Here is a 24843-nt window from a genome sequence, read left to right as displayed (position 1 = left end):
ACGTAGTCAACACCGGCGGTGACGCGGCATAATCGGCTGATCGGACGAAGAACGGCGCACGAGTTCATCCGATCGGACAAAGCCGGGAGGTCTGCGATGCCGGAGGACGCCACGACGCTGGGCGAGCTGATCGCCGCCCTCGACCACACCGTCGCCACGCTGGTCGACGCGCCGGCGGGGGAGTCGGTGCCGCTGCGCTCGGTCGCGCTCGCCGAGCCCGCCGACCTGCCCGACCAGCTCGAGACCGAGGGGGCGCTGCCGACGGTGTATCTGCTGGTCGGTGTCGATGCCGAGGCGACCGTGCGCTGGCTGCGAGGCGTGGGCGCCCGCGATCCCGGCCAGCGCCCCCGCGTGCTGATGACCAAGAGCGCCAACGACTCGCCCGCCGTGCGGGCCGCGGCGTCGGCGGCCGGGCTGGCGCTGGTGCACGTGCACCGGCAGGCCCGCTGGGACCAGGTGTTCGCGCTGGTGCGCCGGATGCTGGCGCGCTCGCCCGGCCAGCGCGCCGCGGCCGACGAGCACGACCTGCTCGCCCCCGACACCGACCTGTTCGGCCTCGCGCAGGTGGTCGCCAAGGAGACCGGCGGCATGGTGTCCATCGAGGACCCGCAGTCACACGTGCTTGCCTACTCCGCCTCCGACGCCTCCGCCGACCAGTTGCGCATCCGGTCCATCCTCGGTCGCGAAGGACCGGGCGACTACCTGCGGATCCTGCGTGACTGGGGGGTCTTCGACCGGGTGTGGCGCAGCGACGAGGTCGTCGACGTGCCCGAACATCCCGAGCTCGACATCCGGCGCAGGCTGGTGGTCGGCATCCGGCGCGGTACCCCCGAGCGGGTGCTCGGCACCATCTGGCTCCAGCAGGGCGACCGCCCGCTGCGGCCGGACGCGGCGCAGGTGCTGCGTGGCGCGTCGGCGGTCGCGGCGCGGATCATCGCGCGCGGGCTGGACGCGCCGTCGACCGAGGCCCTGCTGGTGCGCCGGTTGTTCGGCGCGCACGGCGACGGTGTCGACGTCCCGTCCGTCGCCGCCGCGCTACACCTGCCGACCGCCGGTCCCGCCGCGGTGATCGGCTTCGCCCCGGTCGGCCCGGTCGCCGACCTCACCGCCTCCAGCGGCCTGATCCGCTTGCACGCCAGTGCCTTTCGCGACGATTCGGTGACCGAGGCGATCGGCGACCGGGTGTATGTGCTGCTGCCGTCCTATCACTCCGAGCGCGGTGTCGGCTCCTGGCTGCGCAAGCTCGTCGCGCAGCTGGAACAGGCGCGCGGGCTGGTGGTGCGCGCGGCCGTCGCGGCGCCGGTGGCCGGGCTGACCGCCGTCGCGGGCGCCCGCGACGAAGTCGATCGCGTGCTGGACAGCCCGGCGGCCGCGGCGTCGGGCAGCCGGGTCGCCACCCTGGCCGAGGCCAGGACAGCCGTGCTGCTGGCCGAGATCGTCGAACTGGTCCGGGACCGGCCGCACCTGCACGATCCCCGGCTGGCCGCGCTCGACGCCTACGACCGCGAACACGCCGCCGAGCTGCGCGGGTCGGTCCTGGCCTATCTGCGGGCGCACGGCGAGGTGAGCGCCGCGGCCGCCGCGCTGCGCGTGCATCCGAACACGCTGCGCTACCGGCTGCGCCGGGCCGAGGCCGTGCTCGGGATCGACCTGGCCGACCCCGCCGACCGACTGCTGCTCGAGATTCAGCTGGCCGCTGTGCCGATTGCTCAGCCGTAACTCAGTTATTGCAGTTATGCTGCAATAGCGACGCCGGTCGCACCGCTCGTGCGGCGGGGAAGTGATCACCTGAGTGAGGATGTAGTGGTGGACGGGACGAACACGGATCGGTTCGAGGTGTCGCGCCGCGGCATGCTCGGCGTCGGAGCCGGGGCGGCCGCCGCGCTGGCCGTCGGCCTCACCGTCACCGGCTGCGGCGACGACAGCGGCGCGGTCAGCCCGTCGATGACACAGACCGACCCGACGAAGGCCGTCGCCGACGCCAATCGCGCGCTGACCGACACCTTGCCCTTCGGCGACACCGCCGATTTCGCCGACGCCGATCGCGGCTGGATCGCCTCGCTCGAGCCGGGCAAGGTCACCGACGCGGCGGGAAAGGTGGTGTGGGACACCGACTCCTACGAGTTCCTCGGCGGTGCCTGTCCGCAGTCGGTGAACCCGAGCCTGTGGCGGCAGTCCCAGCTCACCGTCAAGCAGGGGCTCTACGAGATCGCGCCCGGCTACTACCAGATCCGCGGCTTCGACCTGTCGAACATGACCCTGATCGAGGGCGACACCGGCGTCGTGGTGATCGACCCGCTCGTCTCCGCCGAAACCGCGGCGGCGGGCCTGGCGCTGTATCGCAAGCACCGCGGTGACCGGCCGGTGACCGGCCTGATCTACACGCACTCCCACGTCGACCACTTCGGCGGCAGCTACGGCGTCCTCGCCCCGCAGGACGTCGCGGCGGGGCGCTGCCCGGTGCTCGCGCCGGCCGGCTTCCTGGAACACGCGGTCGCCGAGAACATCTACACCGGTACGGCGATGGCCCGCCGCGCCGCCTACATGTACGGCGCCGCCCTGCCGCGCGGACCGAAGGGCCAGATCGGTTCGGGTCTGGGGCAGACCACCTCGACCGGAACGGTCAGCCTCATCCCGCCCACCCGCGACATCACCCACACCGATCAGACCGAGACGGTCGACGGCGTGCGGATGGTCTTCCAGCTCACACCGGGCACCGAAGCGCCCGCGGAGATGAACATCTTCTTCCCCGACCGCCGCATCCTGTGCATGGCCGAGAACGCCACCCACACCATGCACAACATCGTCACCCTGCGCGGCGCGCTCGTCCGCGACCCGCACGTCTGGGCGAAGTACCTCACCGATTCGATCAACCGCTACGGCCGCCGCAGCGAGCTGGTGTTCTCCTCGCACCACTGGCCGATCTGGGGCACCGACCGGATCGTGGAATTCCTGTCGCTGCAACGCGATCTGTACGCCTACCTCAACGATCAGACGCTGCGGCTGCTGAACAAGGGTTACGTCGGCGCCGAGATCGCCGAGATGATGACGATGCCGCCCGCGCTCACCGCCGCCTGGTCGACCCACGGCTACTACGGCTCGGTCAGTCACAACGTGAAGGCCGTCTACCAGCGCTACATGGGCTGGTTCGACGGCAACCCGGCCCACCTCTGGGAGCATCCGCCGGTGGAGAACGCCCGCCGTCATGTCGAGGCCATGGGCGGCACCGCCGCGGTGCTCCAGCAGGCGCAGCGGGCCTACGACGCCGCGGACTTCCGCTGGGCGGTGCAGCTGCTGAACTACGCGATCTTCGCCGATCCCGACAACGGCACCGCGAAAGCCCTGCAGGCGAGCGCGTTCGAACAGCTGGCCTACGGCGCCGAGAACGCCACCTGGCGCAACTTCTACCTCAGCGGCGCCTACGAACTGCGCAACGGCTCCTTCGGCACCCCGACCGCGGCGAATTCGGCGGCGCTGGCGGCGGCGCTGAGCGTGGAGCAGGTGTTCGACGCGATGGCGCTGCGCATCGACGGGCCCAAGGCCTGGGACGTCCGGACCACCAGCGACTGGCGGATCAGCGACGAGGGCAACCGGATCCACCGCGTGGAACTGCGCAACGGCGTGCTCGTGCACTACGACCGGTTCCCCGGCGACGACCTGCCCGCGCCGGACGCCACCCTCACCCTGACCAGGCCCGTGCTGATCCGCAGCCTGGCCGGCGGCGGCGATCTGAAGAAGGAAGTGCTCAGCGGCGACATCGTCATCGAGGGCGACATCACCGCGCTGACGAAGCTGCCCGGCCTGATCGACAAGCCGGACCCGAACTTCGCCATCGTGACGCCGTAGCGGTTACCGCTTGGCGTAGTCGGCGACGCCCTGCCAATCGAGCATCACGCAGGCTTCGTCGCCGACCACCCAGGCGTCGTGGCCGGGCGGCACCACCATCAGGTCGCCCGGCCCGAACTCCTGCTGCTCGCCGTCGTCCATCACCACGACCATCCGCCCCGACAGGCAGTAGCCCATGTGCGGTGCCTGACAGCTCTCGGTCCCCGCGATCGGCTTGACGTGCAGCGACCAGCGCCAGCCCGGTTCGAACACGGCCCGGCCCACCGGTCCGCTGTCGAGATTCACGAGATCGAGCTTGCCCTTGTCCTGCTCGAAGGGCCGGGTTTCCTCGGGTGCGTCGAAATTCTTGCGCGTCAGGGCGGACATCATCGGCTCCTGGGTCGTCGGAGGTGGCCGACGGGTCGGGTCCACCGGGCGCGTGTGCGCGCTCGGCCCACGACGGCAGCCACCGCACAGTCAATGGTTCGCCGGTGGGGGACCGTTCGCAAGCGAAACGTCGGTTCAGCTGACCCGGCGTCAACTGTCATCCGGACAACGCCTGCCCGTGGCCGTCCCGAAATTCCGGTGCGGGACACCTGAGGGATGAGTTATCCCGGCGCCGTGCGGCCCGTGCCGCGCGCGGCCCCGCACGTCGTCGCCGCGCGCGCGACGGCGTTGCTGTGCCTGGCGGCCATCGCGCTCGAATGCGTCGCCGACATCCTGCCCGACGAGCCGATCACCTGGATCGTGACCCCGACCCGGCTGGTCGTCCTCGTCGGGCTGCTGGCGGTGGCGCTGACCGGCGAATCCCGGTTCCGCACCGCGTTCGACCTGCCGATCGCGCTGCTGCTCATCGCTTCGGCGGTGGCCAATCAGCTGGCGGGACAACCGTGGTCGTCGTGGCGCGGCCTGCTCACCGTGGTGGCGGTCTACTACCTGGCGGTCGGTGTGCGCCGGGTGGTGCCCGATTCCTGGCCCGCGATCGCCCTGCTGGCGCTGGCCTGCACCACGATCGCGAGCATCGTCGCGTTGCAGCAGATCGTGCAGGAGACCCCGACGGGCTTCTGCCGTGGCGCGATCGACGGATCCGCCGACATCTGCGGTCCCGACACCATGATCCGCGCGGTCGGCACCTTCGCGAACCCGAACCTGCTGGCCGCCTACCTGGTGCTGCTGTTGCCGGTGGCCGCCGCGGGTGCCGCCTCGCTGGCGGACATGCGGTCGCGGCTGGTCGCGGGCGGATTGGTCGTGCTGGGGTACCTGGGGGTGCTGCTCACCGGATCGCGTGGCGGGGTGATCGCGGCGATCGCGGGCCTGGCGGTGTACGTCTTCCTGCGGCGGTTGCGGCCCGGCAGGCACGCGACGACCGATCGCTGGGTGCCCTGGATGATCCCGCTCGGCGCCGCGCTCGTCGCCGGGCCGGTCCTGGTCGTGCTCGTGACCCGCGGGAAGGTCGGCGTGCGGGCGGACGTGTGGACGGCCGCGGCGCGGCTGGCCGCCGACCGTCCGCAGGGCGTCGGACCGGCCCGCGCCGGCGCCCACCTCACCGCGGCGGTCGACAGCACGGAGCAGTTCCAGCACGCGCACAACCTGTGGTTGAACTTCGCGGTCGAGGCCGGCGTCGGCGGGCTGCTGGCGATGCTGGCGATCACCGTCGTCGGGACCTGGACGGCCGTGACGGCGAGCGCCGCCGGATCGATGACGGCGCCCGCCACGGCGGCCGGACTGTGCGGTTTCCTGGTGATCAGCCTCGGCGACCATCCCGCCAACACCCAGCGGATCGCGTTCGCGGCGGCCGCGATCGCCGCCGTCCTCGTCACCGACGAGACCCGGCGACGACAGGCGCAACCGGCGATCGACGCACAGCCCTGGCGCGCGGTGTCGCTGTTCGACGAGACGATGCCCCTGCCCCGCGATATCACCCGGACACTGCCGAGAGCCCGTGCGCCCGAACCGGACCCGGGCCGCGTGGGCTCGGGGTTCGTGCCCACTCCCCGTGGCACCTGGTGACCACGGCGGGCGACACGGTCCCGGTCTCCGGCCTCAGGAACCGGTGGGGACCTCACCCACGGCCTCGGCGGGATCGATGACGCCGAACACCTCGCCCTGGGGTGCCTGCACGATGCCCATCCGCCCGAACGGGCTGTCGTCGGGGCCCATGATCACCTTCGCGCCCAGTTCGGTGGCCTTGGCCAGGGCCGCGTCGGCACCGTCGACCTGGATCCAGGTGAGCCAGTAGGTGGGAGTGCCCAGTGCGGACGCGTCCATCACCCCGCCGATGGTGTGCGTCTCGCCGGGCAGCGCGAAGGTGGAGTAGACGAAGTTCTCACCGTCACCGATCTCGGTGTAGTGCCAGCCGAACACCGTGTTGTAGAAGTCGTGCGCCCGGTCGTAGCCGCCGGTGTGCAGTTCGTTCCAGCAATAGGCGCCGTGCTGGTTGTAGACCCCGGCGCCGGTGTGCGCCTTGGCTTCCCAGACACCGAACACCCCGCCGGTCGGGTCGGCGCCGATGAACATGCGACCCACGTCGAGCACGTCGAACGGCGGCATGAACACCTGGCCGCCCGCCTTGCTCACCTTCTCGGCGATCTCGTCGGCGCGCTCGGCCGCGAAGTAGGTGGTCCAGGCCGAGGGCATCGGCATGCCGTCGGGTTTCGGTCCGATCCCGGCGGCGGGCCTGCCGTCGAGCATGGCCATCAGATACCCGCCCGCCTCGGCCGGGCTGTCCTGGATGTCCCAGCCGAACAGCGCACTGTAGAAGTCGCGGGCGGCGGTGGTGTCGTCGACCTGACAGTCGATCCAGCAGGGCGTGCCCTGCGGCCAAGCTTCGTCACGTGTGGGCATGTCGAACGTCCTCCTCGGCGATGGATGGAAGCCGGCCGGAACCGCGCCGGCGGGTGTCAGTCAACCACCGGCCACCGACAGTCGCGTGGACCCCGCGGCGCGCTGAACTGGAACAACACGTCTTCACTGCGACAGTCCGAGCGGGCCGACGCTGGCCGCCTCAGGTCGTTACCCCTGTTACAGTTTCCGCGCTCGATCGTGCGGCGGCTAGGTCAACAGTGGAGACGAACGAACCGGTCGGGGAGCGACACACAATGGCAGTGAGAGGTTCCGAACGCGGGCTCGTCCGGATGCTGGTGACGATCCTCGCGGTGACGGTGGTGCTCGGATGTGGCGGCGGACCGGCGGCGGGTGAGCCGGCCGAACCGCCCGCGGCGCGCTGGACGGCCCTGCACGACGGGCCTGCCGCCTACCCCGAGGTGCGGGTGGAGCGCGGCACGCAGATCACCATGAGCGACGGTGTCGTGCTCAAGGCCGACATCTACCGGCCCGCGAACGCGGTGGGCGAGATCGAGCAGCGGCCGCTGCCGACGATCGTCAGCCTGACGCCCTACTCGAAGTTGATGACGGGCCTGATCGAATCCGCCGCCGCCGTCCCCGGCCTGCAGGCGACCGCCGTCGACATCGTGCGCAGGCTGAACCTGTCGGCCACGCCGATCAGCGGGTTCGGCGACCTGATGCAGGCGCTCGACGGCGGCATGATCCAGACCATGCTCGGTGTCGACCGCAAGCTGATCAGCAGCGGATACACCGTCGTCGTCGCCGACGTGCGCGGAACCGGGCTGTCGCAAGGCAAATGGGACACCCTCGGTGCGCGCGAACAACTCGACACCCGCGAGGTGATCGACTGGGCGGCGCAGCAGCCGTGGTCGAACGGGCGGATCGGGATGAGCGGCGGCTCCTACTCCGGCATCAACCAGCTGCGCGCGGCCGAGAACGCGCCCGCCGCGCTGCAGGCCATCTTCCCCGTGGAACCGGGCAGCGACCTGATGCGCGATGTGGTCGCGCCCGGTGGCGGCGTCGGCACCACCTTCCTACCGCTGTGGCTGAACTCGGTGAACCAGCTCAAGCTCGTGCCCGATGTGGCCTCGATGGCCGACGGCACCTTCGACTGGACCTGGTTCCACGATCGCCTCGCCGATCCGACCACCAATTTCGACCTGCTCGCCCAGTCGCTGCTCACCCCGTCGCTGTCGAACATGCCGCCCGCGCTCGACGGCGCGCTCGACGACACCTCCGCGTTCCGCGAGGCGATCATGGGGCGTCCGGAGCAGGTCACCGTGCCGACGTTCGTCTACGGCGGCTGGCACGACATCTTCGCCAACAGCGCGACCAAACTCTACGAGCAGATCCCGCTGCCCGCGGGCCGCAAGCAGCTCGTCGTCGGCGACACCTATCACGCCAATCCCGGTGCGGGCACCGGTGTTCCGGGCGCGCCGCCGCGACTGGACGTGCTGCAGCGGGCATGGTTCGACAAGTGGCTCAAGGACATCGACAGCGGCGTGGACGGCTTCGGCCCGGTGACGGTGAAACAGCAGGGCGGTAGCTGGATCACGCTGCCGGAGTTCCCGATGCCGGGCGTCACGCATCGCCGCGTCTATTTCTCGGCGGCGCCCAGCGGCAGCACCGAGGACAGCCTGCACGACGGATCGCTCAGTGCCACCGGGCCGTCGGCCACCGAGAACCTCACCGTCGCACCGGGTCTGAGCACGATGTGCTCCCGCGACGCGGCCCAGGGCTCGGCCGGGATGGCCGCGGCACTGGACACCTGCGCGAAGGACTCCCGGATCGCCGAACGCAACGCGCTCACCTTCACCAGTGCCCCGCTCACCGAGCAGACGGTGATCTCGGGCCCGATCAACGTGCGGCTCAACACCGTGCACGACAGCACCGACGGGTTCTGGAACGTCACCGTCAACGATGTGGCGCCCGACGGCACCTCGACCGTGCTGACCACCGGCCAGCTCACCACGTCGATGCGCGCCATCGACGAACGGCGCAGCGCCCGCTCGGTCAACGGCGACCTCACCGCACCGTTCAATCCGCTCACCGTCGATCATCTGCTGCCCGTGGTGCCGGGCGCGCCCACCGATCTCGACGTCGCCGTCATCCCGACCCAGGCGGTCCTGGCGCCCGGACACCGCCTGCGCATCGATGTCTACGCGGGCAACGCGCCCAAGGCGCTGCCGTTCCGGCCGATGCTGAACGCCAGCGGGATGGAACCCCAGCACCTGCGGCTGGACCCGGCCGCGCCGAGCTTCGTCAACCTGCCCACCGACCGTCCCCTTCCCTGAGCCCGCGACGGAATCGATCACCGGTACGGCGTTTCCCCGACCCGGTTCCGGCCCGGTGTGTGAGCCTGGAGGGCAGTGGCTCGGACGAGGAGGTCGGCGTGGTGCAACCCGTCATCGTGGTGATGGGCGTGTCCGGGTGTGGCAAGACGACCGTCGGCGCGCTCACGGCCGAACGGCTGGGGGTGCCCTATGCCGAGGGCGACGACTTCCACCCCATCGCCAATATCGAGAAGATGGCGGCGGGCATCCCGCTGACCGACGAGGACCGCGCCCCGTGGCTCGATATCGTCGCGGGCTGGCTGGGCGAGCATCAGGAATCCGGCGGGGTCGCCGCGTGCTCGGCGCTGCGCCGCGCCTATCGGGACCGGCTGCGCCGCGGCGCGCCGAACACCTACTTCGTGCACCTGGCCGCGGGCCGCGCGGAACTGCTGCGCCGGATGACCGGCAGGCTCGGCCACTTCATGCCGACGGCCCTGCTCGACTCCCAGCTGGACACGCTGGAACCGCTACAGCCCGACGAAGCGGGCATCACCCTGAACGCGCTCGAACCGCCGACCATCCTGGTCACCGAGGCCGTCGCGGCCTGGCGCGCCGCTCACCGCTGAAGCAGCGGGTGCAGCTGCTGCACCGGCGCCAGCAGCAGCGCCCCACCGACGACCAGCGCGGCCAGACACAGCACGGTGAAGATCCCCACCCACAGCAGGGCGGGCAGATGGGTGAGCCGGGCCAGCTGGTCGGCGTCGGAGGCGGTGTGGCCGGGCTGCCTGCGGCGGCTGCGCTGCAGTTCGATCACCGGGCGGACCGCCGCGGCCAGCAGGAACCAGGCGGCCAGATACGCGAACGCGGCCTGCATCTGGTCGGTGCCGAACCAGGACACCCCGAACACCAGCGCGCCGAGCACGGCGACGGTCAGCAGTCCGTAGATGTTGCGGACCTTGATCAGGACGGCGGCCAGCATCAGCAGGGTCGCCCACAGCATCAGCGTCACCCGGCCCGAGCCGAGCAGCGCCGCGTAGCCGAGCCCGAGCAGCGCGGGCGCCGGGTAGCCCGCGGCCGCGGTGAGGATCATGCCGGGACCGGTCGGCTTCCCGCTGGACACGGTCAGTCCGGAGGTGTCGGTGTGCAGGGTGATCGCGTGCAGCCTGCGGCCGGTGAGCAGGGCGACCAGCGCGTGCCCGCCCTCGTGCGCCACGGTGACCGCGGCCCTGGTGAGCCGCCACAGCGGCCGGTAGCCGACCAGGACGAGCGCGACGGCGGCGGTGGCCAGCACCAGCCACCAGGCGGGCGCGGGTTGGGTGGCGAGGAGACGGTCGAGCAGCGAGCTGGCGGATCCGGTGTTCACCGCCGCACTTTAGCCGTCCACGGCGTGCGACGTGCGTTCCCGCGTGACCTGGGACGGCAGCGGGTGATCCGGTTCCAGCGCGGGCAGTCCGTCGATGCTGGTGGCGTTGTCGCCGGCGATCCGCCGGGCGAAATCGGCGTCGGTGCGGCGCGCGTGCGCCTCGTCCAGGATGGATCGTTCCTCGACCAGTTCGAGATAGGGCACCGACCACCCGCACGAGTCGGCGATCCGGTCCACCGCGATCACGACGATCGCCCGGATACCCGGGTGCTCGGTGCCGAATCGCGCACGCAGCGTGTCGAATTCGGCCGAGTCGGGCCGGACGATCCGGCCGGTGCCGAACAGCCGCAGGATGCGGGCGGTGCGAGCGAACGAACAGAACATGACGGTGATCCGCCCGTTGTCGCGCAGGTGCGCGATCGTCTCCGCGCCGCTGCCGAACAGATCCAGGTAGGCGACGGTGTGCTCGTCGAGCACGGCGAAGGTGTCGCGATAACCCTTGGGGGAGACGTTGACATGGCCGCCGTCGGAGGGCGCGGTGCCGACGAAGAAGATCGGCTGCTCGCCGATGAAGGCCCGCAACTTGTCGTCGATCCGGTCGAAGATCTTGCCCATGACGCGCTCCCTCGTCCCACCCGTCGGCGGGCTCCCCCTCCCTACTGTATCGATCGGCCGTCCCGGGACCTCCGTTCGGTTCACGGTGAGGGTTACCGCAGACGCGCCGGGCCGGTGCGGCGACGATGGCGGGATGACGCAGACCGCCCCCAGCCCCGTCCACCTCGTGCAGCAGCGCTACGCCGATCCGGCGACCGAGGTTCCCGAACAGTGGAACCCGGTGCTGGAGGTACTGCACAGCCACAAATCGGTGCGCCGCTACCTGCCCGATCCGGTGTCGCCCGCGACGATCCGGCTGCTGGTCTCGGCCGCACAGTCCGCGGCGACCTCGTCGAACCTGCAGGTGTGGAGCGTCGTGGAGGTGCGTGATCCGGCGCGCAAGGCCCGCCTCGCCGAGATCGCGGGCGGTCAGGAGCACATCGTGCAGGCCCCGGTGCTGCTGGTGTGGACCGCCGACTTCGCCCGGCTGCGCCAGCTGGCCGACGATCGCGGGGTGCCGCTGGAGGGCGCGGACTATCTCGAATCCAGCTACGTCGGTTTCGTCGACGCGGCGCTCGCGGCGCAGAACGCGGTGGTCGCCGCCGAATCCCTCGGGCTCGGCACCGTCTACATCGGCGCGCTGCGCAACGATCCCGAGCGGGTGGCCGCCGAACTGGGGCTGCCCGACCACGTCTTCGCCGTGTTCGGCCTGGTGGTCGGCCATCCCGACCCGGCCGAGGGCACCCGGGTGAAGCCGCGCCTGCCGCAGGCCGCCGTGCTGCACCAGGAGACCTACGACCTGGCCGGTCAGCGCGCGGCGATCGACGCCTACGAGGAGCGGATCGGCGAGATCTACTCCGAGCAGGGCCTGCCGTTCTCGTGGACCGAGCGGGTGCTGGCCCGGCTCGCCACGGTGGCCTCGCTCAACGGCCGTCACCGGCTCCGGGAGTCGTTGCGCACCAGGGGATTCCGGCTGCTCTGAGCCGATCCGGGCTCAGCCGTTGATCGCCTTGCTGCTGAGCTCGAGCGAGCGGATCCTGGCGTCGATGTCGTAGACGAGGGTGTTGAGCATGAGCTCGTCGGGGGTGGTGGCGGCGAGCAGCTCGGCGGCCTGCGCGCGCACCGTGTCCGGCGAGCCCTGCAGCTGACCGGCCTTGCGCTGCTCGGCGAAGCGGCGCTCCGCGTCGCTGCCGGGGAAGGCCGCGGCCTGTTCCGGGGTGGCCAGCGCCTGCGGGCGGCCCGCGCGCAGCTGGGCGAAGGCGAGATCGCGGGGCGCGGCGAGGCGGTCGGCCTCGGCCTCGGTGTCGGCGCAGATCGCCGAGGCGGCCACGATCGTGTAGGGCTCGCGCAACGTGTCCGAGGGCCGGAAGTTGTCGCGATAGAGCGCGAGCGCCGGGGCCGTGTTCTCCGGGGCGATGTGATGGGCGAAGGCGAACGGCAGCCCGAGCACCGCGGCGACCTGGGCGCTGTAGCCGCTCGAGCCGAGCAGCCACACCGCCGGTTCCGCGCCGCGGCCGGGACTGGCGACGATGCCCTCGGCGTCGGCGCCGCGAAAGAACCCGATCAGCGCGGTGAGCTCGCGCGGGAACGATTCGCCACCGAGTCCCTCGGCGCTGCGGCGCAGAGCGCGCGCGGTCACCGGATCGGTGCCGGGCGCGCGGCCGATGCCCAGGTCGATCCGGCCGGGATGCAGCGCCTCGAGTGTGCCGAACTGCTCGGCCACCACCAGCGGCGGATGGTTGGGCAGCATCACCCCGCCCGAACCGACCCGGATGCGCGAGGTCGAGGCGGCCAGATGGGCCAGCACCACGGCGGGCGCGGAGCTGGCGATGCCGGGCATGTTGTGGTGCTCGGCCACCCAGAATCGGCTAAAGCCCAGTTCCTCCGCGTGCTGGGCCAGCCGCGTCGTCGCGTGCAGTGCCTCGCCCGCGCTCACGTCGGCTTGTACCGGCGCCAGATCCAGAACCGACAGCGTGACCGCGTTCATGAGCCTCCTCGACAGTGATCCAACCCCCGCAAGGGGCAACCCGGGCGGGACGGCCGGTATTTCCGCGCCCCGATGGTGGTGACCGGTGCCACGGTTGCCGGGCGGTAGCGTGCAGGACTGATCGACGCGACGGAAGGACACGATCCATGTCAGCTGACGGCCCCGGGCTATCCACCGCAGCCGTGCAGGCGCCCACTCCGACGACCGAATCGGAGGGTTACGCGCGCGGCCTGAGCCCGCGCACCATCCAGATGATCGCCATCGGCGGCGCGATCGGCACCGGCCTGTTCTACGGCTCCGGCGCCGCGATCGAGCAGGCCGGGCCGTCGTTGATCCTGGCCTACCTGGCCGCGGGCCTGGCGATCTTCGTCATCATGCGCGCGCTCGGTGAGTTGCTGACCTATCGGCCGGTGTCGGGCAGCTTCGCCGAGTACGCGCACGAATTCCTCGGCCGCTTCGCCGGTTTCGCGACCGGGTGGTCCTACTGGGCGGTGTGGGTGTCGACCTGCATGGCCGAGATCACCGTCGCGGGCAAGTACGTGCAGTACTGGTTCGACATCCCGCAGTGGGTGACCGCGCTGGTGGTGCTGGCGGTGCTGTTCGCCGCGAACCTGATCTCGGTGCGGATCTTCGGTGAGGGCGAGTTCTGGTTCTCCGCCATCAAGGTCACCGCGATCCTGGCGATGATCCTGATCGGCATCGGCGTGCTGGTGTTCGGCTTCGGGCACGCCACGAATCCGACGGTGACCAACCTGTGGGCCGACGGCGGCGTGTTCCCGAACGGTTTCGGGCAGACCCTGCTGGTGCTGCAGATCGTCGTGTTCGCCTATGTCGGCGTCGAACTGGTGGGCGTGACGGCGGGGGAGGCCCGCGATCCGAAGGCCACGTTGCGCAAGGCGATCAACACCCTGCCGTTCCGCATCGGCCTGTTCTATGTCGGCGCGCTCGTGGTGATCATGTCGGTGGCGAGCTGGCGCACCTTCCACGCGGGCCGGAGTCCGTTCGTCGAGGTGTTCGAGCAGATCGGCATCCCCGCCGCCGCGGGCATCATCAACTTCGTGCTGCTCACTGCGGCGCTGTCGTCGTGCAATTCCGGCATCTACTCCACCGGCCGGATGCTGCGCAGTCTCGCGCTGCGGGACGAGGCGCCGGGCGGTTTCGCGAAGCTGAGCAAGCAGTCGGTGCCGTTCACCGGCATCTGCGCTTCGGCGGCGGCGATGGTGATCGGTGTCGTGGTCAACCTGGTCTCGCCGGACAAGGCGTTCGCCTACATCACCTCGGTCAGTACCGTCGGCATCATCGTGGTGTGGGCCGTGATCCTGGTGTGCCACCTGAAGTATCGCGCCAAGGTGCGGGCGGGGGAGCTGCCCGCCAGCGACTTCCGGCTGCCCGGCGCGCCCGTGACCACCTGGGCCGCACTGGGCTTCCTCGGTCTGGTCGTGGTGCTGCTGCTGTGGACCGACGGCGGGCGCACCGCGCTGGTCGTCGGCGCGGTCTGGGCGGCACTCGTGTGCCTGGGCTACTACGCCTTCGGCCGCCGCGGCGTCGCGCACACCGGCTGACCGAGACCCCCCGTTTGCTGGAAAGCCGCTGGCAGACAAGCGTTTTCTGTCATACCCCACCGGTATCGTCGAAGGGTCACACAAACGAGCCCGGGGCGAGTGTGGCCGGGCGGTGCGAGAACGGGGGCACGGGGATGAGTGACGACGACCGGGGCGATCTGCAGCCACCGAGCAGGCATGGGACCACCTGGCGGGAATCGGAATACCGGGTCCTGGCCGACGATCTGCGCGCGGGGGCCGACCTGGCGCGCACCGCGAAGACGGTGGGGCGCACCGAATCCGCGGTGCGCGCCGCCCTGCGCAATTTCGTGCCACCCGAGGACCGGGTGCCGACGGCCGAGCGGGAACGCTGGATTCGCGGGCGGCTGGTGGCCGAGCCGGAATGGGATTGGTGGGCGGTGGTGGTCGATCAGCACCGCCGCACCCGCAGCGGACTGTGGTTCACCCGGCACGAACACTGTGCGCGGATCGGCTGGCGCCGGCGCACGCCGATGACGGCGCTGGCGCAGGAACTGGGCACCTCGGAGCTGTCGGCCGCCGAGCTGCTGCGCTCGCTCGGGCTGGTCGCGAGTATCGAGGAGGCGGCCGATCAGCTGGGCGCGACACCGGGACTCGCCTTGGCCAAACGGGTCTCGGCCCGCCGCGACGACGCCGTGGGCGCGCGCTGGATCCTGGTGGTCGACGGCGCGGCGGGCACCACCCGCTCGCGCAACGCCCCGGTCCGCAGGCAGGTCTCCCTGCACGAGACCCGCGCGGCCGCCGAGGCCGAACGCGACCGGGTTCTGGCCTGGCACACGCGCGTCGGCGCGGGCGAACCCGAAGCGCCGGTGTGGTGGACGATCGCCGAACGCGGGCTCGGCGCGACCACCGGGCACACCCGCTGCGGCACGTTCGACCCCGCGGCGGCGGCCGGTGGCCCGGTCCGGGCCGAGGCGCTCGCGGTCGGCGACGTCATCCGCGTCGGCGTCCCCGACGGTGGTTTCCTGCAGGACCGGATCACCGCGATCGCTCAGGCGGGCGCGGGTGCGCCGATCGTCGTCGACCTCGCGCCCGTGGCGAATTCGCGGGTGCGGCGGGTCGTCGAGTTCGCCCCGGGCGAGGTCGTCGATGTGGTGCGCGGCCTGGCGGAACGCGCGAGCTGACCGCTCAGCGCCGAGGTGATTCGCGCAGCACGGCCCGGATCACCTCGGTGCGCAACGGGAAGTCGAACTCGCCCTCGGCGGTCGCCGGGGTCGCGCGCAGGTAGGCCCGGACGCGGTCGAGCAGAGCCGTTCGCTGCTCCGTCGGGATCACCACGGTGTGCGAATGGGTGCCGATGGTGGTCACCAGCGATTCCGCGGTGCGCCGCTGGCTGTGTGGGAACTCGGCCTTCTCGAACGTCGCGAACAACGGGTGTGCGGGCAGCTTCTCCTCCTCGTCGGAGGGGGTGAACGACACCTCCGAGCGGGAGACGCGCTGGAGTCCGGCCACCCACTCGGCGCTGGTGTCGTCGGTGTTCCAGAACGCCGCGAACACCCCGCCGGGCCGCAGGACCCGGGCGATCTCGGGAAACGCGCGGTCTTGCTCGAACCAGTGGAACGCCTGCCCGGCGACCACCGCGTCCACCGACCCGGTAGGGAGCGGAATCGCCTCCGCCGCACCGGACAGCGCGGTGACCGAGGGATACCGTCGCACCAGTTCGGCGAGCATGGCCGCATCGGGTTCGACGGCGATTACCTCGGCCCCGGCCGCCAGCACGCCGTCGGTGAGCTTGCCGGTCCCGGCGCCCAGGTCGAGGACGGTCACGTCGGTCCGGCCGACCGGCTGCAACGCCCATCGGATCGCGGCTGCCGGATAGTCCGGCCGGTGGTCGGCGTACACCGCGGCCTGTGCCCCGAACGAACTCGCCCGGCTCGTGCGCCGCGCCGCCGGATCCGCCGAATCCCCTATTCCCCACACGATCTCGACCCTACCGGTACTTTCTCCCGGCGATGCCGCACAGATTCGGCGGATCGATCAGTCGATCCGATCGGCCGTGGCGGGCGCGGGTCGTGCTCCGGGCATGGTGGCCGCGGCGGCCAGCAGCACGATCGACATCGCCAGCAGCGTCACGAACACCAGGTGGATCGCGTCGGCGAGTTCGCCGGGATCCGGGCGGTCGACCGCACTCACCTGGGCGTTCACGATCGCGCCGAACACGGCGACGCCGACCGCGCTGCCGATCGAGCGGGCGAACATGGTCGCCGAGGTGACGACGCCGCGTTCGGACCAGGCCGCGTCGGTCTGGGCGGCGATCAGGGTCGGATTGGCCACCAGGCCCATGCCCGCGCCGATGAGGAAACAGGCGCACGCCAGCTGCCACGGACTGGCCTGATCGCCGATCGGCAACAGCGCCACGCAGCCGACGACGGCGATCGCGCTGCCGATCAGTGCCGTCGTCCGGAAGCCGAGGCGCAGGTAGAACCGGCCCGCCTGGGACGCGGTGATCGGCCAGCCGATGGTCAAGGCGCCGACGGTGAGTCCGGCCAGGGTGGCGGTGGTGCCGAGCACGCCCTGGGCGAAGGTCGGCACGTACGAGGTGAGCCCGAGCACGATCGCGCCGATCAGCATCGACACCGCGCTCGCCGCGACCACCACCCGGCGGGTGAAGATCCACAGCGGCAGAATCGGATTCGCGGTGCGGTGCTCGGCGAACCCGAAAACGACCAGCACCACGGCGCTGCCGACGAACAGGGTCAGGCTCGTGGGGGAATTCCACGCCCACGCTTGACCGCCCTCGAGCAGCGCGAGGATCAGCGCGCCCGCGCCGAGGGTGAGCAGGGCCGCGCCGAGGTAGTCGACCTGCCCGCGCGCCCGGCGCGGGGATGTCTCGGTGAAGTTGCGCAGCAACATCACCCCGGCCAGCGCCGCCAGCGGCAGATTGACCAGGAAGATCCAGCGCCAGCTGGCGAAATCGGCGAAGGCGCCACCGACCAGCGGACCGAGCACCGCCGATCCGGCCCACACCCCGGCCAGATAGCCCTGCACCTTGGCTCGCTCGGGCAGCGTGTACAGATCGGACGCGATGACCATCGTCATCGGCTGGATCGCGCCCGCGCCGATGCCCTGGATCGCCCGGAACACGATCAGCGCCACCATGCTCGTCGCGAGCCCGCACAGCAGCGAGCCCAGCGCGAACACCACGATCCCGAACAGGATCACCGGCTTGCGCCCGACGGTGTCGGCGATCTTGCCGTAGATCGGCACCGTCACCGCCTGGGTGAGCAGATAGATCGAGAACAACCAGGGGAACAGCGCGAAGCCACCCAGATCGGCGGTGATGGTCAGCACGCCGGTGGCGATGATCGTCGAATCCAGCGCGACCAGGCTCGTCGACATCATCAGCGAGGCCAGGATCGCGCCGCGGTCGGAGCGCAGCCCGACCGCGGGACGTGCGGTATCGGTCGCCACCAGGGCTCCCTTCATGAGCTCAACTAAACAAATACAAAGTATCGTCCCAGGAATTCGGACGGACCCGAACGGGTGCGGGGGAGTGGGGTCAGTCCGCGGCGGCGAAGGTGGCGGCGATATCGGCCGCGGTGACCTTGGCGAGTTCGACGAAGAACGGCACCCGCTCGTCGATCATCAGCGTGACCGGGCCGCGCAGGCCGAGCGCGAAGCGGCACCGGCCCTGCGGGTCGAGGATGGGCAGACCGATGGTGCGGAATCCCGGATCGAGCTCCCGATCGTTGAACGCGTATCCCCGTGCCCGGGTCGCGACCAGTTCCGCACGCATCTCCGCGGCGTTCGACACGGATCGCTCGGTGCCCTCTTCATAAGGGAGGGAACGCAATTCGTCGTCGTCGACCTCGGACCACGCCAGCAGCGCCTTACCGAGGGCGCTCGCGTGCAGCGGCAGCCGAACGCCCTGTAGTTCGTGCCCGTCGCTCTCGCGCCAGCGGCTGGTGCCGAGCAGGACGGCGTGGATGCCGTGGCGGGTGGCGACCGAACCGGTGGCGCCGGTGGTCGCCGCCAGCTGCTCGAGATACGGCTCGGCGAGATAGATCTTGTGCTGGCGGTAGGCGATCTGCCCGTACTCGGCCAGCGCGCCGCCCATCCGGTAGCGGCTGGATTCGGCGTCCTTCTCCAGGAATCCGGCCTGCACCAAGGCGCCGAGCAGCCGGTGGGTGGTGCTCACCGCCAGGCCCTGGGCGCGCGCGACCTCGGAGACGCCCCGTTCCTCGCCCCCGCGGAAGCAATCGAGTACCGACAGGGCCCGGGTCACGGTCTGCACGCTGGAGGTCTCCACGGAGCCGACGGTAACACAGCGTGACGTTCGCGAACCGTGCCCGCTTTCCGTTATTCGGAAAGTACGGGCGGGTTTGTCGCGGAAAGCGCCCATAGATTGCGGGATCGGCGGCTGTCAAGCTTTCCGATCCCTGGAAAGACATACCTCGTTCGGTGCCCTGTCCACTCCTACGCTGCGAAAGCACCACCCGCCCTTCCCCGAACACAGGAGCCCCGATGTCCCGCAGGCTGCCGGCCTTCTCGAGGATCGCGCTCGCGATCGTCCCCGTCGTCGCCCTCGTCGCGGCGTGTGGCTCCGGCTCCACGCCCGAACCGGGCGCGCAGGCCTCGTTCGTTCTCAAGGTCACCGATCCGGGCAACACCGGACCGCTCGCGGTCGGCAAGCGCGACGGCACCTTCGACGCGGCGCTGGCTCCGCTCGGCGCGAAGATCCAATGGGTCAACACCACACCGGGTTTCAGCTCGATGCTGAAACTGTTCAACACCGAGGAACTCGACGTCTCGGGAGCCGCCTTCAGCCCCGTGGTCGGCGCGCTGTCCAAGGACGTCGGCGTGAAGATCGTCGCCGTGGCCGACCCCGCCGGTCAGGATCAGAGCGGCATCGTCGTCACTCCCGAGTCCGGGGTGACCTCGGTGGCCGGGCTGGTGGGTAAGCGGATCGCGGTGAATCCCGCGGGCAAGGGCGAGTACATCACCCTGAAAGCCCTCGCCCAGGCGGGAATCCCGGCCGACAAGGTGACCAGGGTCCCGCTGCAGCAGAAGGACGCCGCCTCGGCCTTCGCCACCGGCAAGGTCGACGCCTGGGCCTCGTTCCTGGTGCCCTACCAGGAGGCCAAGGCCGCGGGCGCGCGCGAGATCGTCACCGAGAAGGCGATCGGCTCGCACGACAACACCGTCGTCGTGTTCCGTACCGAGGTCCTCGAACAGCGGCCCGACGTCGCCGCCAAATACCTGGAAGTCCTGCAGGGACTCACCGCGAAGCAGAAGGCCGCGCCCGCCGACTTCGAGAACGTCTTCGAGAAGACCGGTCCGCGCGCGCTGACCGGTGATCGCCTCGCCGACGCCATCCGGGTCGGCGGTGAGGTCACCGTGCCGCGCCTGCCCGCCGAATCCGACGCCACCGACCTGGCCGACGTGGTGAACACCTTCGCCGACAACGGCGTGATCAGCCGCCGCATCGCCGCCGCCGACATCTTCTACGACCTGCGCTCCAAGCTCAGCCCGGAGCAGCTGGCCGCACTGAAGGACAAGTGACATGACCACCCTCGAACTGGCGCCGCCGCGCGCCCGGGTCACCGGACAGCGGCCCCGCTGGCTGTCGCTCGGCCTGCGCGCCGCGCTGCCCGCGGCCATCGTGGCGGCCTGGTGGGGTGGCTCGGCGAGCGGCGCGATCTCACCCCGGGTGATCGCGAGCCCCGGCGCGGTCTGGGCGGCGTTCCTGGAACTGCTCGACAGCGGCCAGCTGGTCGACTTCGCGCTGGCCTCCTTCGGCCGGGCCGCCGCGGGCGTCGCCATCGGCGTCTCGGTGGGCCTGGTGCTCGGGCTGCTGTCGGGGCTGTCCAGCCTCGGCGAGGAACTCGTCGACTCGACCATGCAGATCGTGCGGGCGGTGCCGTTCCTCGCGCTGGTGCCGCTGTTCATCTCCTGGTTCGGCATCGACGAGCTGTACAAGGTGCTGCTCATCGCGGTGGCGACCACGGCGCCGATGTACGCCTACACCTATCTCGGGGTGCGCAATGTCGACCGCAAGATGGTCGAGGCCGCCCGCAGTTTCGGGCTCACCGGCACCCGGCTGATCGCCGAGGTGATCGTGCCCGCCGCGCTGCCCGGCATCCTGATGGCGCTGCGGATCTGCCTGTCGATCAGCATCACCGGCCTCATCGCCGCCGAACAGGTCGGCACCCAGCAGGGCGTCGGCTATCTGGTGACGCTGGCCCAGGAATACAACCGCACCGACTACATGGTGCTGTGCGTCGTGCTCTACGCCCTGCTCGGCCTGGTGTTCGACGCGCTCGTACGGCTCGCGGAACGCTACGCGATGCCCTGGCGGAAGCAGGTGGCGATCCGATGACCACGACAGCGGCCGCGCCCGTCGAGACGACGGTCGAACCGCAGGCACCGGTGGCGGTCTCGATCACCGGACTGCGCAAGGCCTTCGGCGACAAGACGGTGCTCGACGGCGTCGACCTGACCATCCGGCGCGGCGAGTTCGTCGTGCTGCTCGGCCCGAGCGGCACCGGCAAGACCACGCTGCTGCGCCTGCTCACCGGCCTGGAAGTGCCCGATGCCGGCGAGGTGCTGGTCCCGCCCCGGCGCACCACGGTCTACCAGGAGCCCCGGCTGATCCCGTCGAAGCGGGTGCTGGCCAATGTGCTCGTCGGGTTGCGCCGCGGCAAGGCTCAGCGCGAGGCCGGGCTGCGGGCACTGAGCGAGGTCAACCTCGACGGTAAGGCCGGACAGTGGCCCGCCACCCTGTCCGGTGGCGAAGCCCAGCGGGCCGCCCTGGCCAGGGCCCTGGTCCGGGAGCCGGAGCTGCTGCTGCTCGACGAGCCGTTCGCGGCGCTGGACGCGCTCACCCGGCTCCAGATGCAGGACCTGGTCGGCGATCTCGTCGCCCGGCACCGGCCCGCGGTCCTCATGGTCACCCACGATGTCGACGAGGCGATCCGGCTCGCCGACCGGGTGCTCATCCTCGACCACGGCCGCTTCGCCGTCGACGAGGTCATCGACCTGCCCCAGCCGCGTGACCACGCGGCGCCCGAAACCCTCGGTTACCGAACGCAATTCCTCGCCCACCTCGGCGTCGGACCACACACCAGGAGCCTGTCATGACCGAAACCCTGTGGTACACCCGCTGCCCCGTGCCGACCGCGAGCGGTCTCGCGCACAGCTTGGGCTGGCTCGGCGAGACCGCCGCGAGCGCGGGCCTCGACTTCGGTGTCCTGCAGGACGCGGGCCCTGAACTCGCCGGCCACCACTTCCTGCACGACCTGTCCGGCCTGATCCGCGAGGGCGGCAACGTGCCCGCGCTGGCCGCTCGTGCCCAGGGCTCGCCGACCCGGCTGATCGGCCTGACCTGGATCGACGAGTCCCAGGCGATCCTCGTCGGCCCGGAGTCGCCGGTCACCGACGCGGCGGAACTGGCCGGGCTGCGGGTCGGTGTGCCCGCGTGGGCGCAGGACCAGGCCCGCAGTTTCCCGCGGGCGATGGCGCTGCACGGGTTCGCCAACGCGCTGCGCCCGGCCGGGCTGACCCTGGCCGACGTGCGGGTCACCGAACTCGACGTCGAGCGGGATCCGCAGGTGCGCACCGCGATCCAGTCGGCCCGCCGGTCCACCACCTGGGGTGTCGAGGAACTGCTGGCAGGCAAGGTCGACGCCATCTATGTCAAGGGCGCTCGCGCGCAGGAGGTCGCTCGCGAGCACGGGCTGCGCGTCGCGGTCGACCTGGACGCCTCGGCCACCAAACACCTGCGCGTCAACAACGGCACCCCGCGCCCGATCACGGTGCACGCGGATCTGCTCGACGCCCGGCCCGAGGTCGTCGTCGGCTTCCTCGCGCAGAGCCTGCGCGCCGCCGACTGGGCGGCCGGTGACCTCGACGGTGTGCGCGCGGTGCTGCAGCGCGAAACACTGTCCGGCCCGGAGGGTGTCGTCGCCGCCTACGGTGACGAGTTCCATCGAGGGCTGCACCCGTCGCTGAGCGAGGAACGCGTCGAGCTGCTCGGCGTGCAGAAGCAGTTCCTCTACACCCACGGCTTCCTGGCCGCGGACTTCGACCTCGAATCCTGGGTCGCCGCCGAGCCGTTGGCCAGGGCCCAGGAGCTCGTCGCCGCCGAGCGGGTGCCCGCATGACCGAGTTCGTGTGGAAGCTGCCCAGCCGCGGCGACGGCCGCCGCGCCGCACCCGCCCTGCGCGGCCGCGGCGGATTCGGACCGCGGGCGCCGCGCACCGAGGCCACCGATGTGCGCCCCGGCCGGTTCGGCCCGTTCGACGATCTCGCCCAGATCGTCGACGCCGCGGAGCTGAACGGCTTCGACGGTGTGCTCGCGCCCTATGATCCGCTCGGCGAGGAATCCTGGATCGTCGCGGGCGCGGCCCTGCGTGCCACCCGGTACGCGCGGGTCACCGTCGAATTCCAGCCCGCCTTCGGCACGCCGGTGTACGCCGCCAAGATCTCGGCCACCCTGCAGCGGCATGCGCGGGGCCGGTTGAACTGGCAGCTCGCGGTCGATACCGACCAGGCGGAGGCCCACTCGCGTGGTGACCACATCGGCGGCGACGACCGCTACCGGCGCGCCGCCGAATTCCTCACCGTCGCGCGCGGCGTCTGGAACGAAACCGAGGTCGGCGCGGCCGGATTCGCGGGCACCGGGTTCGAATACGCGGGCCAGTACTACGACGTGGTCGACGGCGGGTTCCGCGGCATCCTGTCCGGCCTGCCGTTCCCGACGGTCCACCTGAGCGGCACCTCGGCGGCCGCGCTGGAGCTGTCGGCCGCGCACGGCGACGTCCACGTCTTCGGCGAGGAACCCGACGGGATCTCCCGGGTCGCCGCCGAACTGGGCGAGCGCGCCGCCGCGGCGGGCCGCCGGGTCCGGATCGCCCTCGATCTGCCGATCATCGCCAGGGAGACCGAGGACGAGGCCTGGGCGCGCGTGCACCGTCAGTGGGACGAGCTGGGCCGCACCGATTCCGCGGCCGAGCACGCCCTCGGCGACGGCCGCTGGGCCGGCTTCGACGCGCTCGGCTACGACCGGCGGATCGGCCTGGTCGGCAGCTACGAGCAGGTGGCCCGCCAGCTCTCGGTGTACGAGATCGCCGGTGTGCAGACCTTCGTGCTGTCCGGGCATCCGCAGATCGAGGAGATCCACCGGGCGGGCGAACACCTGCTGTTCCTCGCCGATCCGGCAGGCCGCACCCTCACCACCGCGCAGGAGCTCACCGCATGACCATCGATGTCTACTGGCGCATCGGGATGGAAGGCGACCACGCCTCCCTGCGCACCCCGCGCCGCTACAACCGCGGCAACGCGGGCGGCTACGGTCCCGGCAATCTCGCCCCCGCCATCCGCGGCGGCGCGCTGGACGAGTACAGCTACCTCGACCACGTCGCCGCCGTCGCCAAGGCCTCCGAATCGGCGGGCTTCCTCGGCGGGCTGCTCCCGTCGTTCCCGGTGACCGACGATCCGTGGGCGGTGGCCGCCGCGCTGGCCGCCGAGACCACCACCTACCGCTTCATGGTCGCCTTCCAGCCCGGTTTCCTGCACCCGGTGCAGGCCGCCAGGATGTCGGCGAGCCTGCAGCGCGCCACCGGCGGCAGGCTGGTCTACAACATCATCAGCGGCGGCGGGGGACCGGCCCAATTGTGGTGGGGCGACAAGGTCGCCCACGACGACCGCTACGCCCGCACGAGCGAGTTCCTCGACGTCCTGCGCGGGGTGTGGGACGGCGAACCGTTCGACCACGACGGCCGCTTCTTCCGCACCGAGGGCGCCGCGCTGCCGCCCGGCCTGGCCGGTCAGCCGTTCCCCGAGGTGTATTTCTCGGGGTCCTCCGGCGCCGCGGTGGCCGCCGCCGGCCGCCATGCCGACTACTACCTGTCCTGGCTCGAGCCGTTCGCCGACCTGCGCGCCAAGTTCGACGGCGTCCGGCGCAACGCCGAAACCCTCGGTCGTACACCGAAGTTCGCGGTCCGCATCGACATCGTCGCCCGGCACACCGAGGAAGCGGCCTGGGCCGAGATCGAGAAGGGCTGGGCCTTCGTCGACCGCGACGCCGCCAACCGGGCCGCCCAGGGCGACTCGGTCGGCGCGGCCAGGATCGCCGGCTGGGTGCCCGAAACCATCACCGGCTACCGCGATCTGGAAGTCCAGCCCAATGTCTGGTGCGGCTTCAGCCTGATCCGCGGCGGACCCGCCTTCGGCCTCGTCGGCAGCTACGAGCAGGTCGCCCAGCGACTCGACGAACTCGTCGACCTCGGCGTCGACGCCTTCATCCTCGCGGGCAACCCGCACCTGGAGGAGGCCTACCGGGTGGGCGAGGAAGTCCTGCCCCTGCTCGGCCGCTCCCGGCTCACCACCCCGTCCACCGACACCGTCCTCGCGACGGCCCGATAACCCAGGAGTCCT

At 71.1% G+C, this 24843-nt stretch carries 22 protein-coding genes; 14 read left to right on the top strand and 8 right to left on the bottom strand.

What is annotated here, in order from left to right; genetic code table 11:
• Positions 1-96 precede the first annotated feature (96 nt).
• Complete coding sequence (locus tag ACFVW6_RS10160) at positions 97-1719, top strand: PucR family transcriptional regulator (protein ID WP_378826597.1); 1623 nt, start codon at positions 97-99, stop codon at positions 1717-1719.
• 225 nt (positions 1720-1944) lie between these two features.
• Entirely contained in the window at positions 1945-3846 is a 1902-nt protein-coding gene (locus ACFVW6_RS10155; protein WP_378827043.1) for an alkyl/aryl-sulfatase, read from the top strand.
• Between the two features lie 3 nt (positions 3847-3849).
• Here the strand turns inward: ACFVW6_RS10155 and ACFVW6_RS10150 are convergent, their stop codons facing one another.
• The gene (locus tag ACFVW6_RS10150) at positions 3850-4212 is read right to left on the bottom strand and encodes a cupin domain-containing protein (RefSeq protein ID WP_355281977.1); all 363 of its coding nucleotides are present in this window, start codon (positions 4210-4212) and stop codon (positions 3850-3852) included.
• 216 nt (positions 4213-4428) lie between these two features.
• Here ACFVW6_RS10150 and ACFVW6_RS10145 point away from each other — a divergent pair, with 216 nt between their 5' ends.
• The gene (locus tag ACFVW6_RS10145) at positions 4429-5835 is read left to right on the top strand and encodes an O-antigen ligase family protein (protein WP_378826594.1); all 1407 of its coding nucleotides are present in this window, start codon (positions 4429-4431) and stop codon (positions 5833-5835) included.
• Positions 5836-5868: 33 nt separating this feature from the next.
• Here ACFVW6_RS10145 and ACFVW6_RS10140 read toward each other — a convergent pair whose 3' ends face one another.
• The gene (locus tag ACFVW6_RS10140) at positions 5869-6669 is read right to left on the bottom strand and encodes a VOC family protein (RefSeq protein ID WP_378826592.1); all 801 of its coding nucleotides are present in this window, start codon (positions 6667-6669) and stop codon (positions 5869-5871) included.
• Positions 6670-6923: 254 nt separating this feature from the next.
• Between ACFVW6_RS10140 and ACFVW6_RS10135 the strand changes: the two genes are divergently transcribed.
• Both ACFVW6_RS10135 and ACFVW6_RS10130 read left to right on the top strand, forming a co-directional pair.
• Positions 6924-8963, top strand: a complete 2040-nt coding sequence (locus tag ACFVW6_RS10135; protein WP_378826590.1) for a CocE/NonD family hydrolase — start codon at positions 6924-6926, stop codon at positions 8961-8963.
• Positions 8964-9085: 122 nt separating this feature from the next.
• Positions 9086-9568 (top strand): gluconokinase, encoded by a 483-nt coding sequence (locus ACFVW6_RS10130; RefSeq protein ID WP_378827041.1) that lies wholly within the window; start codon positions 9086-9088, stop codon positions 9566-9568.
• On the opposite strand, the gene ACFVW6_RS10125 is transcribed toward ACFVW6_RS10130, so the two are convergent.
• Both ACFVW6_RS10125 and ACFVW6_RS10120 read right to left on the bottom strand, forming a co-directional pair.
• A complete protein-coding gene (locus tag ACFVW6_RS10125; RefSeq protein WP_378826588.1) occupies positions 9559-10305 on the bottom strand; it encodes a M50 family metallopeptidase in 747 nt (248 codons plus the stop codon). The two genes, ACFVW6_RS10130 and ACFVW6_RS10125, sit on opposite strands and share 10 nt — an antisense overlap.
• Positions 10306-10314: 9 nt before the next feature.
• Positions 10315-10920, bottom strand: coding sequence for a pyridoxamine 5'-phosphate oxidase family protein (locus ACFVW6_RS10120; RefSeq protein WP_378826585.1), 606 nt, complete (start codon positions 10918-10920; stop codon positions 10315-10317).
• Positions 10921-11053: 133 nt separating this feature from the next.
• Between ACFVW6_RS10120 and ACFVW6_RS10115 the strand changes: the two genes are divergently transcribed.
• Positions 11054-11881, top strand: coding sequence for an NADPH-dependent oxidoreductase (locus ACFVW6_RS10115; RefSeq protein ID WP_355281994.1), 828 nt, complete (start codon positions 11054-11056; stop codon positions 11879-11881).
• Positions 11882-11893: 12 nt separating this feature from the next.
• Here ACFVW6_RS10115 and ACFVW6_RS10110 read toward each other — a convergent pair whose 3' ends face one another.
• Positions 11894-12886: an LLM class flavin-dependent oxidoreductase gene (locus tag ACFVW6_RS10110; protein ID WP_378826582.1), complete on the bottom strand. Its 993-nt coding sequence runs from the start codon at positions 12884-12886 to the stop codon at positions 11894-11896.
• Between the two features lie 146 nt (positions 12887-13032).
• Here ACFVW6_RS10110 and ACFVW6_RS10105 point away from each other — a divergent pair, with 146 nt between their 5' ends.
• A complete protein-coding gene (locus ACFVW6_RS10105) occupies positions 13033-14448 on the top strand; it encodes an amino acid permease (protein ID WP_378826580.1) in 1416 nt (471 codons plus the stop codon).
• Between the two features lie 134 nt (positions 14449-14582).
• Positions 14583-15590 (top strand): hypothetical protein, encoded by a 1008-nt coding sequence (locus tag ACFVW6_RS10100; RefSeq protein ID WP_378826578.1) that lies wholly within the window; start codon positions 14583-14585, stop codon positions 15588-15590.
• A gap of 4 nt (positions 15591-15594) precedes the next feature.
• Here the strand turns inward: ACFVW6_RS10100 and ACFVW6_RS10095 are convergent, their stop codons facing one another.
• The 3 genes from ACFVW6_RS10095 to ACFVW6_RS10085 all read right to left on the bottom strand — a co-directional run bounded on the left by ACFVW6_RS10095 (position 15595) and on the right by ACFVW6_RS10085 (position 18715).
• Complete coding sequence (locus ACFVW6_RS10095) at positions 15595-16386, bottom strand: class I SAM-dependent methyltransferase (RefSeq protein ID WP_378826576.1); 792 nt, start codon at positions 16384-16386, stop codon at positions 15595-15597.
• 57 nt (positions 16387-16443) lie between these two features.
• Entirely contained in the window at positions 16444-17877 is a 1434-nt protein-coding gene (locus tag ACFVW6_RS10090) for an MDR family MFS transporter (RefSeq protein ID WP_378827038.1), read from the bottom strand.
• Between the two features lie 88 nt (positions 17878-17965).
• Entirely contained in the window at positions 17966-18715 is a 750-nt protein-coding gene (locus ACFVW6_RS10085) for an IclR family transcriptional regulator (protein ID WP_355282009.1), read from the bottom strand.
• Positions 18716-18930: 215 nt separating this feature from the next.
• Between ACFVW6_RS10085 and ACFVW6_RS10080 the strand changes: the two genes are divergently transcribed.
• The 6 genes from ACFVW6_RS10080 to ACFVW6_RS10055 are packed head-to-tail and all read left to right on the top strand — an operon-like array spanning position 18931 to position 24831.
• A complete protein-coding gene (locus ACFVW6_RS10080) occupies positions 18931-19968 on the top strand; it encodes an NrtA/SsuA/CpmA family ABC transporter substrate-binding protein (protein WP_378826573.1) in 1038 nt (345 codons plus the stop codon).
• 1 nt (position 19969) lies between these two features.
• Entirely contained in the window at positions 19970-20785 is an 816-nt protein-coding gene (locus tag ACFVW6_RS10075; RefSeq protein WP_355282015.1) for an ABC transporter permease, read from the top strand.
• Positions 20782-21546 carry an ABC transporter ATP-binding protein gene (locus ACFVW6_RS10070; RefSeq protein ID WP_378826570.1) on the top strand — a complete coding sequence of 255 codons (765 nt, stop codon included), beginning with the start codon at positions 20782-20784 and terminating at the stop codon, positions 21544-21546. The genes ACFVW6_RS10075 and ACFVW6_RS10070 overlap by 4 nt, the downstream gene beginning before the upstream one ends.
• On the top strand, positions 21543-22568 hold the full coding sequence (locus tag ACFVW6_RS10065) for an ABC transporter substrate-binding protein (protein WP_378826568.1): 1026 nt from the start codon (positions 21543-21545) through the stop codon (positions 22566-22568). Before ACFVW6_RS10070 ends, ACFVW6_RS10065 begins: the two co-directional genes overlap by 4 nt.
• Complete coding sequence (locus ACFVW6_RS10060; RefSeq protein ID WP_378826566.1) at positions 22565-23665, top strand: LLM class flavin-dependent oxidoreductase; 1101 nt, start codon at positions 22565-22567, stop codon at positions 23663-23665. The genes ACFVW6_RS10065 and ACFVW6_RS10060 overlap by 4 nt, the downstream gene beginning before the upstream one ends.
• The gene (locus tag ACFVW6_RS10055) at positions 23662-24831 is read left to right on the top strand and encodes an LLM class flavin-dependent oxidoreductase (protein WP_357349820.1); all 1170 of its coding nucleotides are present in this window, start codon (positions 23662-23664) and stop codon (positions 24829-24831) included. The genes ACFVW6_RS10060 and ACFVW6_RS10055 overlap by 4 nt, the downstream gene beginning before the upstream one ends.
• Positions 24832-24843 lie beyond the last annotated feature (12 nt).

Origin of the sequence: Nocardia sp. NPDC058244, from assembly GCF_042882065.1 — a bacterium.
Taxonomy (GTDB): Bacteria; Actinomycetota; Actinomycetes; order Mycobacteriales; family Mycobacteriaceae; genus Nocardia.
This window is presented reverse-complemented; position numbering and strand designations above follow the sequence as displayed.

Excerpts from the sequence above, each read along its gene's own strand:
- ACFVW6_RS10160 (WP_378826597.1), top strand. The coding sequence starts at position 97 with ATGCCGGAGGACGCCACGACGCTGGGCGAGCTGATCGCCGCCCTCGAC.
- ACFVW6_RS10155 (WP_378827043.1), top strand. The coding sequence starts at position 1,945 with ATGACACAGACCGACCCGACGAAGGCCGTCGCCGACGCCAATCGCGCG.
- ACFVW6_RS10150 (WP_355281977.1), bottom strand. The coding sequence starts at position 4,212 with ATGTCCGCCCTGACGCGCAAGAATTTCGACGCACCCGAGGAAACCCGG.
- ACFVW6_RS10145 (WP_378826594.1), top strand. The coding sequence starts at position 4,429 with ATGAGTTATCCCGGCGCCGTGCGGCCCGTGCCGCGCGCGGCCCCGCAC.
- ACFVW6_RS10140 (WP_378826592.1), bottom strand. The coding sequence starts at position 6,669 with ATGCCCACACGTGACGAAGCTTGGCCGCAGGGCACGCCCTGCTGGATC.
- ACFVW6_RS10135 (WP_378826590.1), top strand. The coding sequence starts at position 6,924 with ATGGCAGTGAGAGGTTCCGAACGCGGGCTCGTCCGGATGCTGGTGACG.
- ACFVW6_RS10130 (WP_378827041.1), top strand. The coding sequence starts at position 9,086 with ATGGGCGTGTCCGGGTGTGGCAAGACGACCGTCGGCGCGCTCACGGCC.
- ACFVW6_RS10120 (WP_378826585.1), bottom strand. The coding sequence starts at position 10,920 with ATGGGCAAGATCTTCGACCGGATCGACGACAAGTTGCGGGCCTTCATC.
- ACFVW6_RS10115 (WP_355281994.1), top strand. The coding sequence starts at position 11,054 with ATGACGCAGACCGCCCCCAGCCCCGTCCACCTCGTGCAGCAGCGCTAC.
- ACFVW6_RS10110 (WP_378826582.1), bottom strand. The coding sequence starts at position 12,886 with ATGAACGCGGTCACGCTGTCGGTTCTGGATCTGGCGCCGGTACAAGCC.
- ACFVW6_RS10105 (WP_378826580.1), top strand. The coding sequence starts at position 13,033 with ATGTCAGCTGACGGCCCCGGGCTATCCACCGCAGCCGTGCAGGCGCCC.
- ACFVW6_RS10100 (WP_378826578.1), top strand. The coding sequence starts at position 14,583 with ATGAGTGACGACGACCGGGGCGATCTGCAGCCACCGAGCAGGCATGGG.
- ACFVW6_RS10080 (WP_378826573.1), top strand. The coding sequence starts at position 18,931 with ATGTCCCGCAGGCTGCCGGCCTTCTCGAGGATCGCGCTCGCGATCGTC.
- ACFVW6_RS10075 (WP_355282015.1), top strand. The coding sequence starts at position 19,970 with ATGACCACCCTCGAACTGGCGCCGCCGCGCGCCCGGGTCACCGGACAG.
- ACFVW6_RS10070 (WP_378826570.1), top strand. The coding sequence starts at position 20,782 with ATGACCACGACAGCGGCCGCGCCCGTCGAGACGACGGTCGAACCGCAG.
- ACFVW6_RS10065 (WP_378826568.1), top strand. The coding sequence starts at position 21,543 with ATGACCGAAACCCTGTGGTACACCCGCTGCCCCGTGCCGACCGCGAGC.
- ACFVW6_RS10060 (WP_378826566.1), top strand. The coding sequence starts at position 22,565 with ATGACCGAGTTCGTGTGGAAGCTGCCCAGCCGCGGCGACGGCCGCCGC.
- ACFVW6_RS10055 (WP_357349820.1), top strand. The coding sequence starts at position 23,662 with ATGACCATCGATGTCTACTGGCGCATCGGGATGGAAGGCGACCACGCC.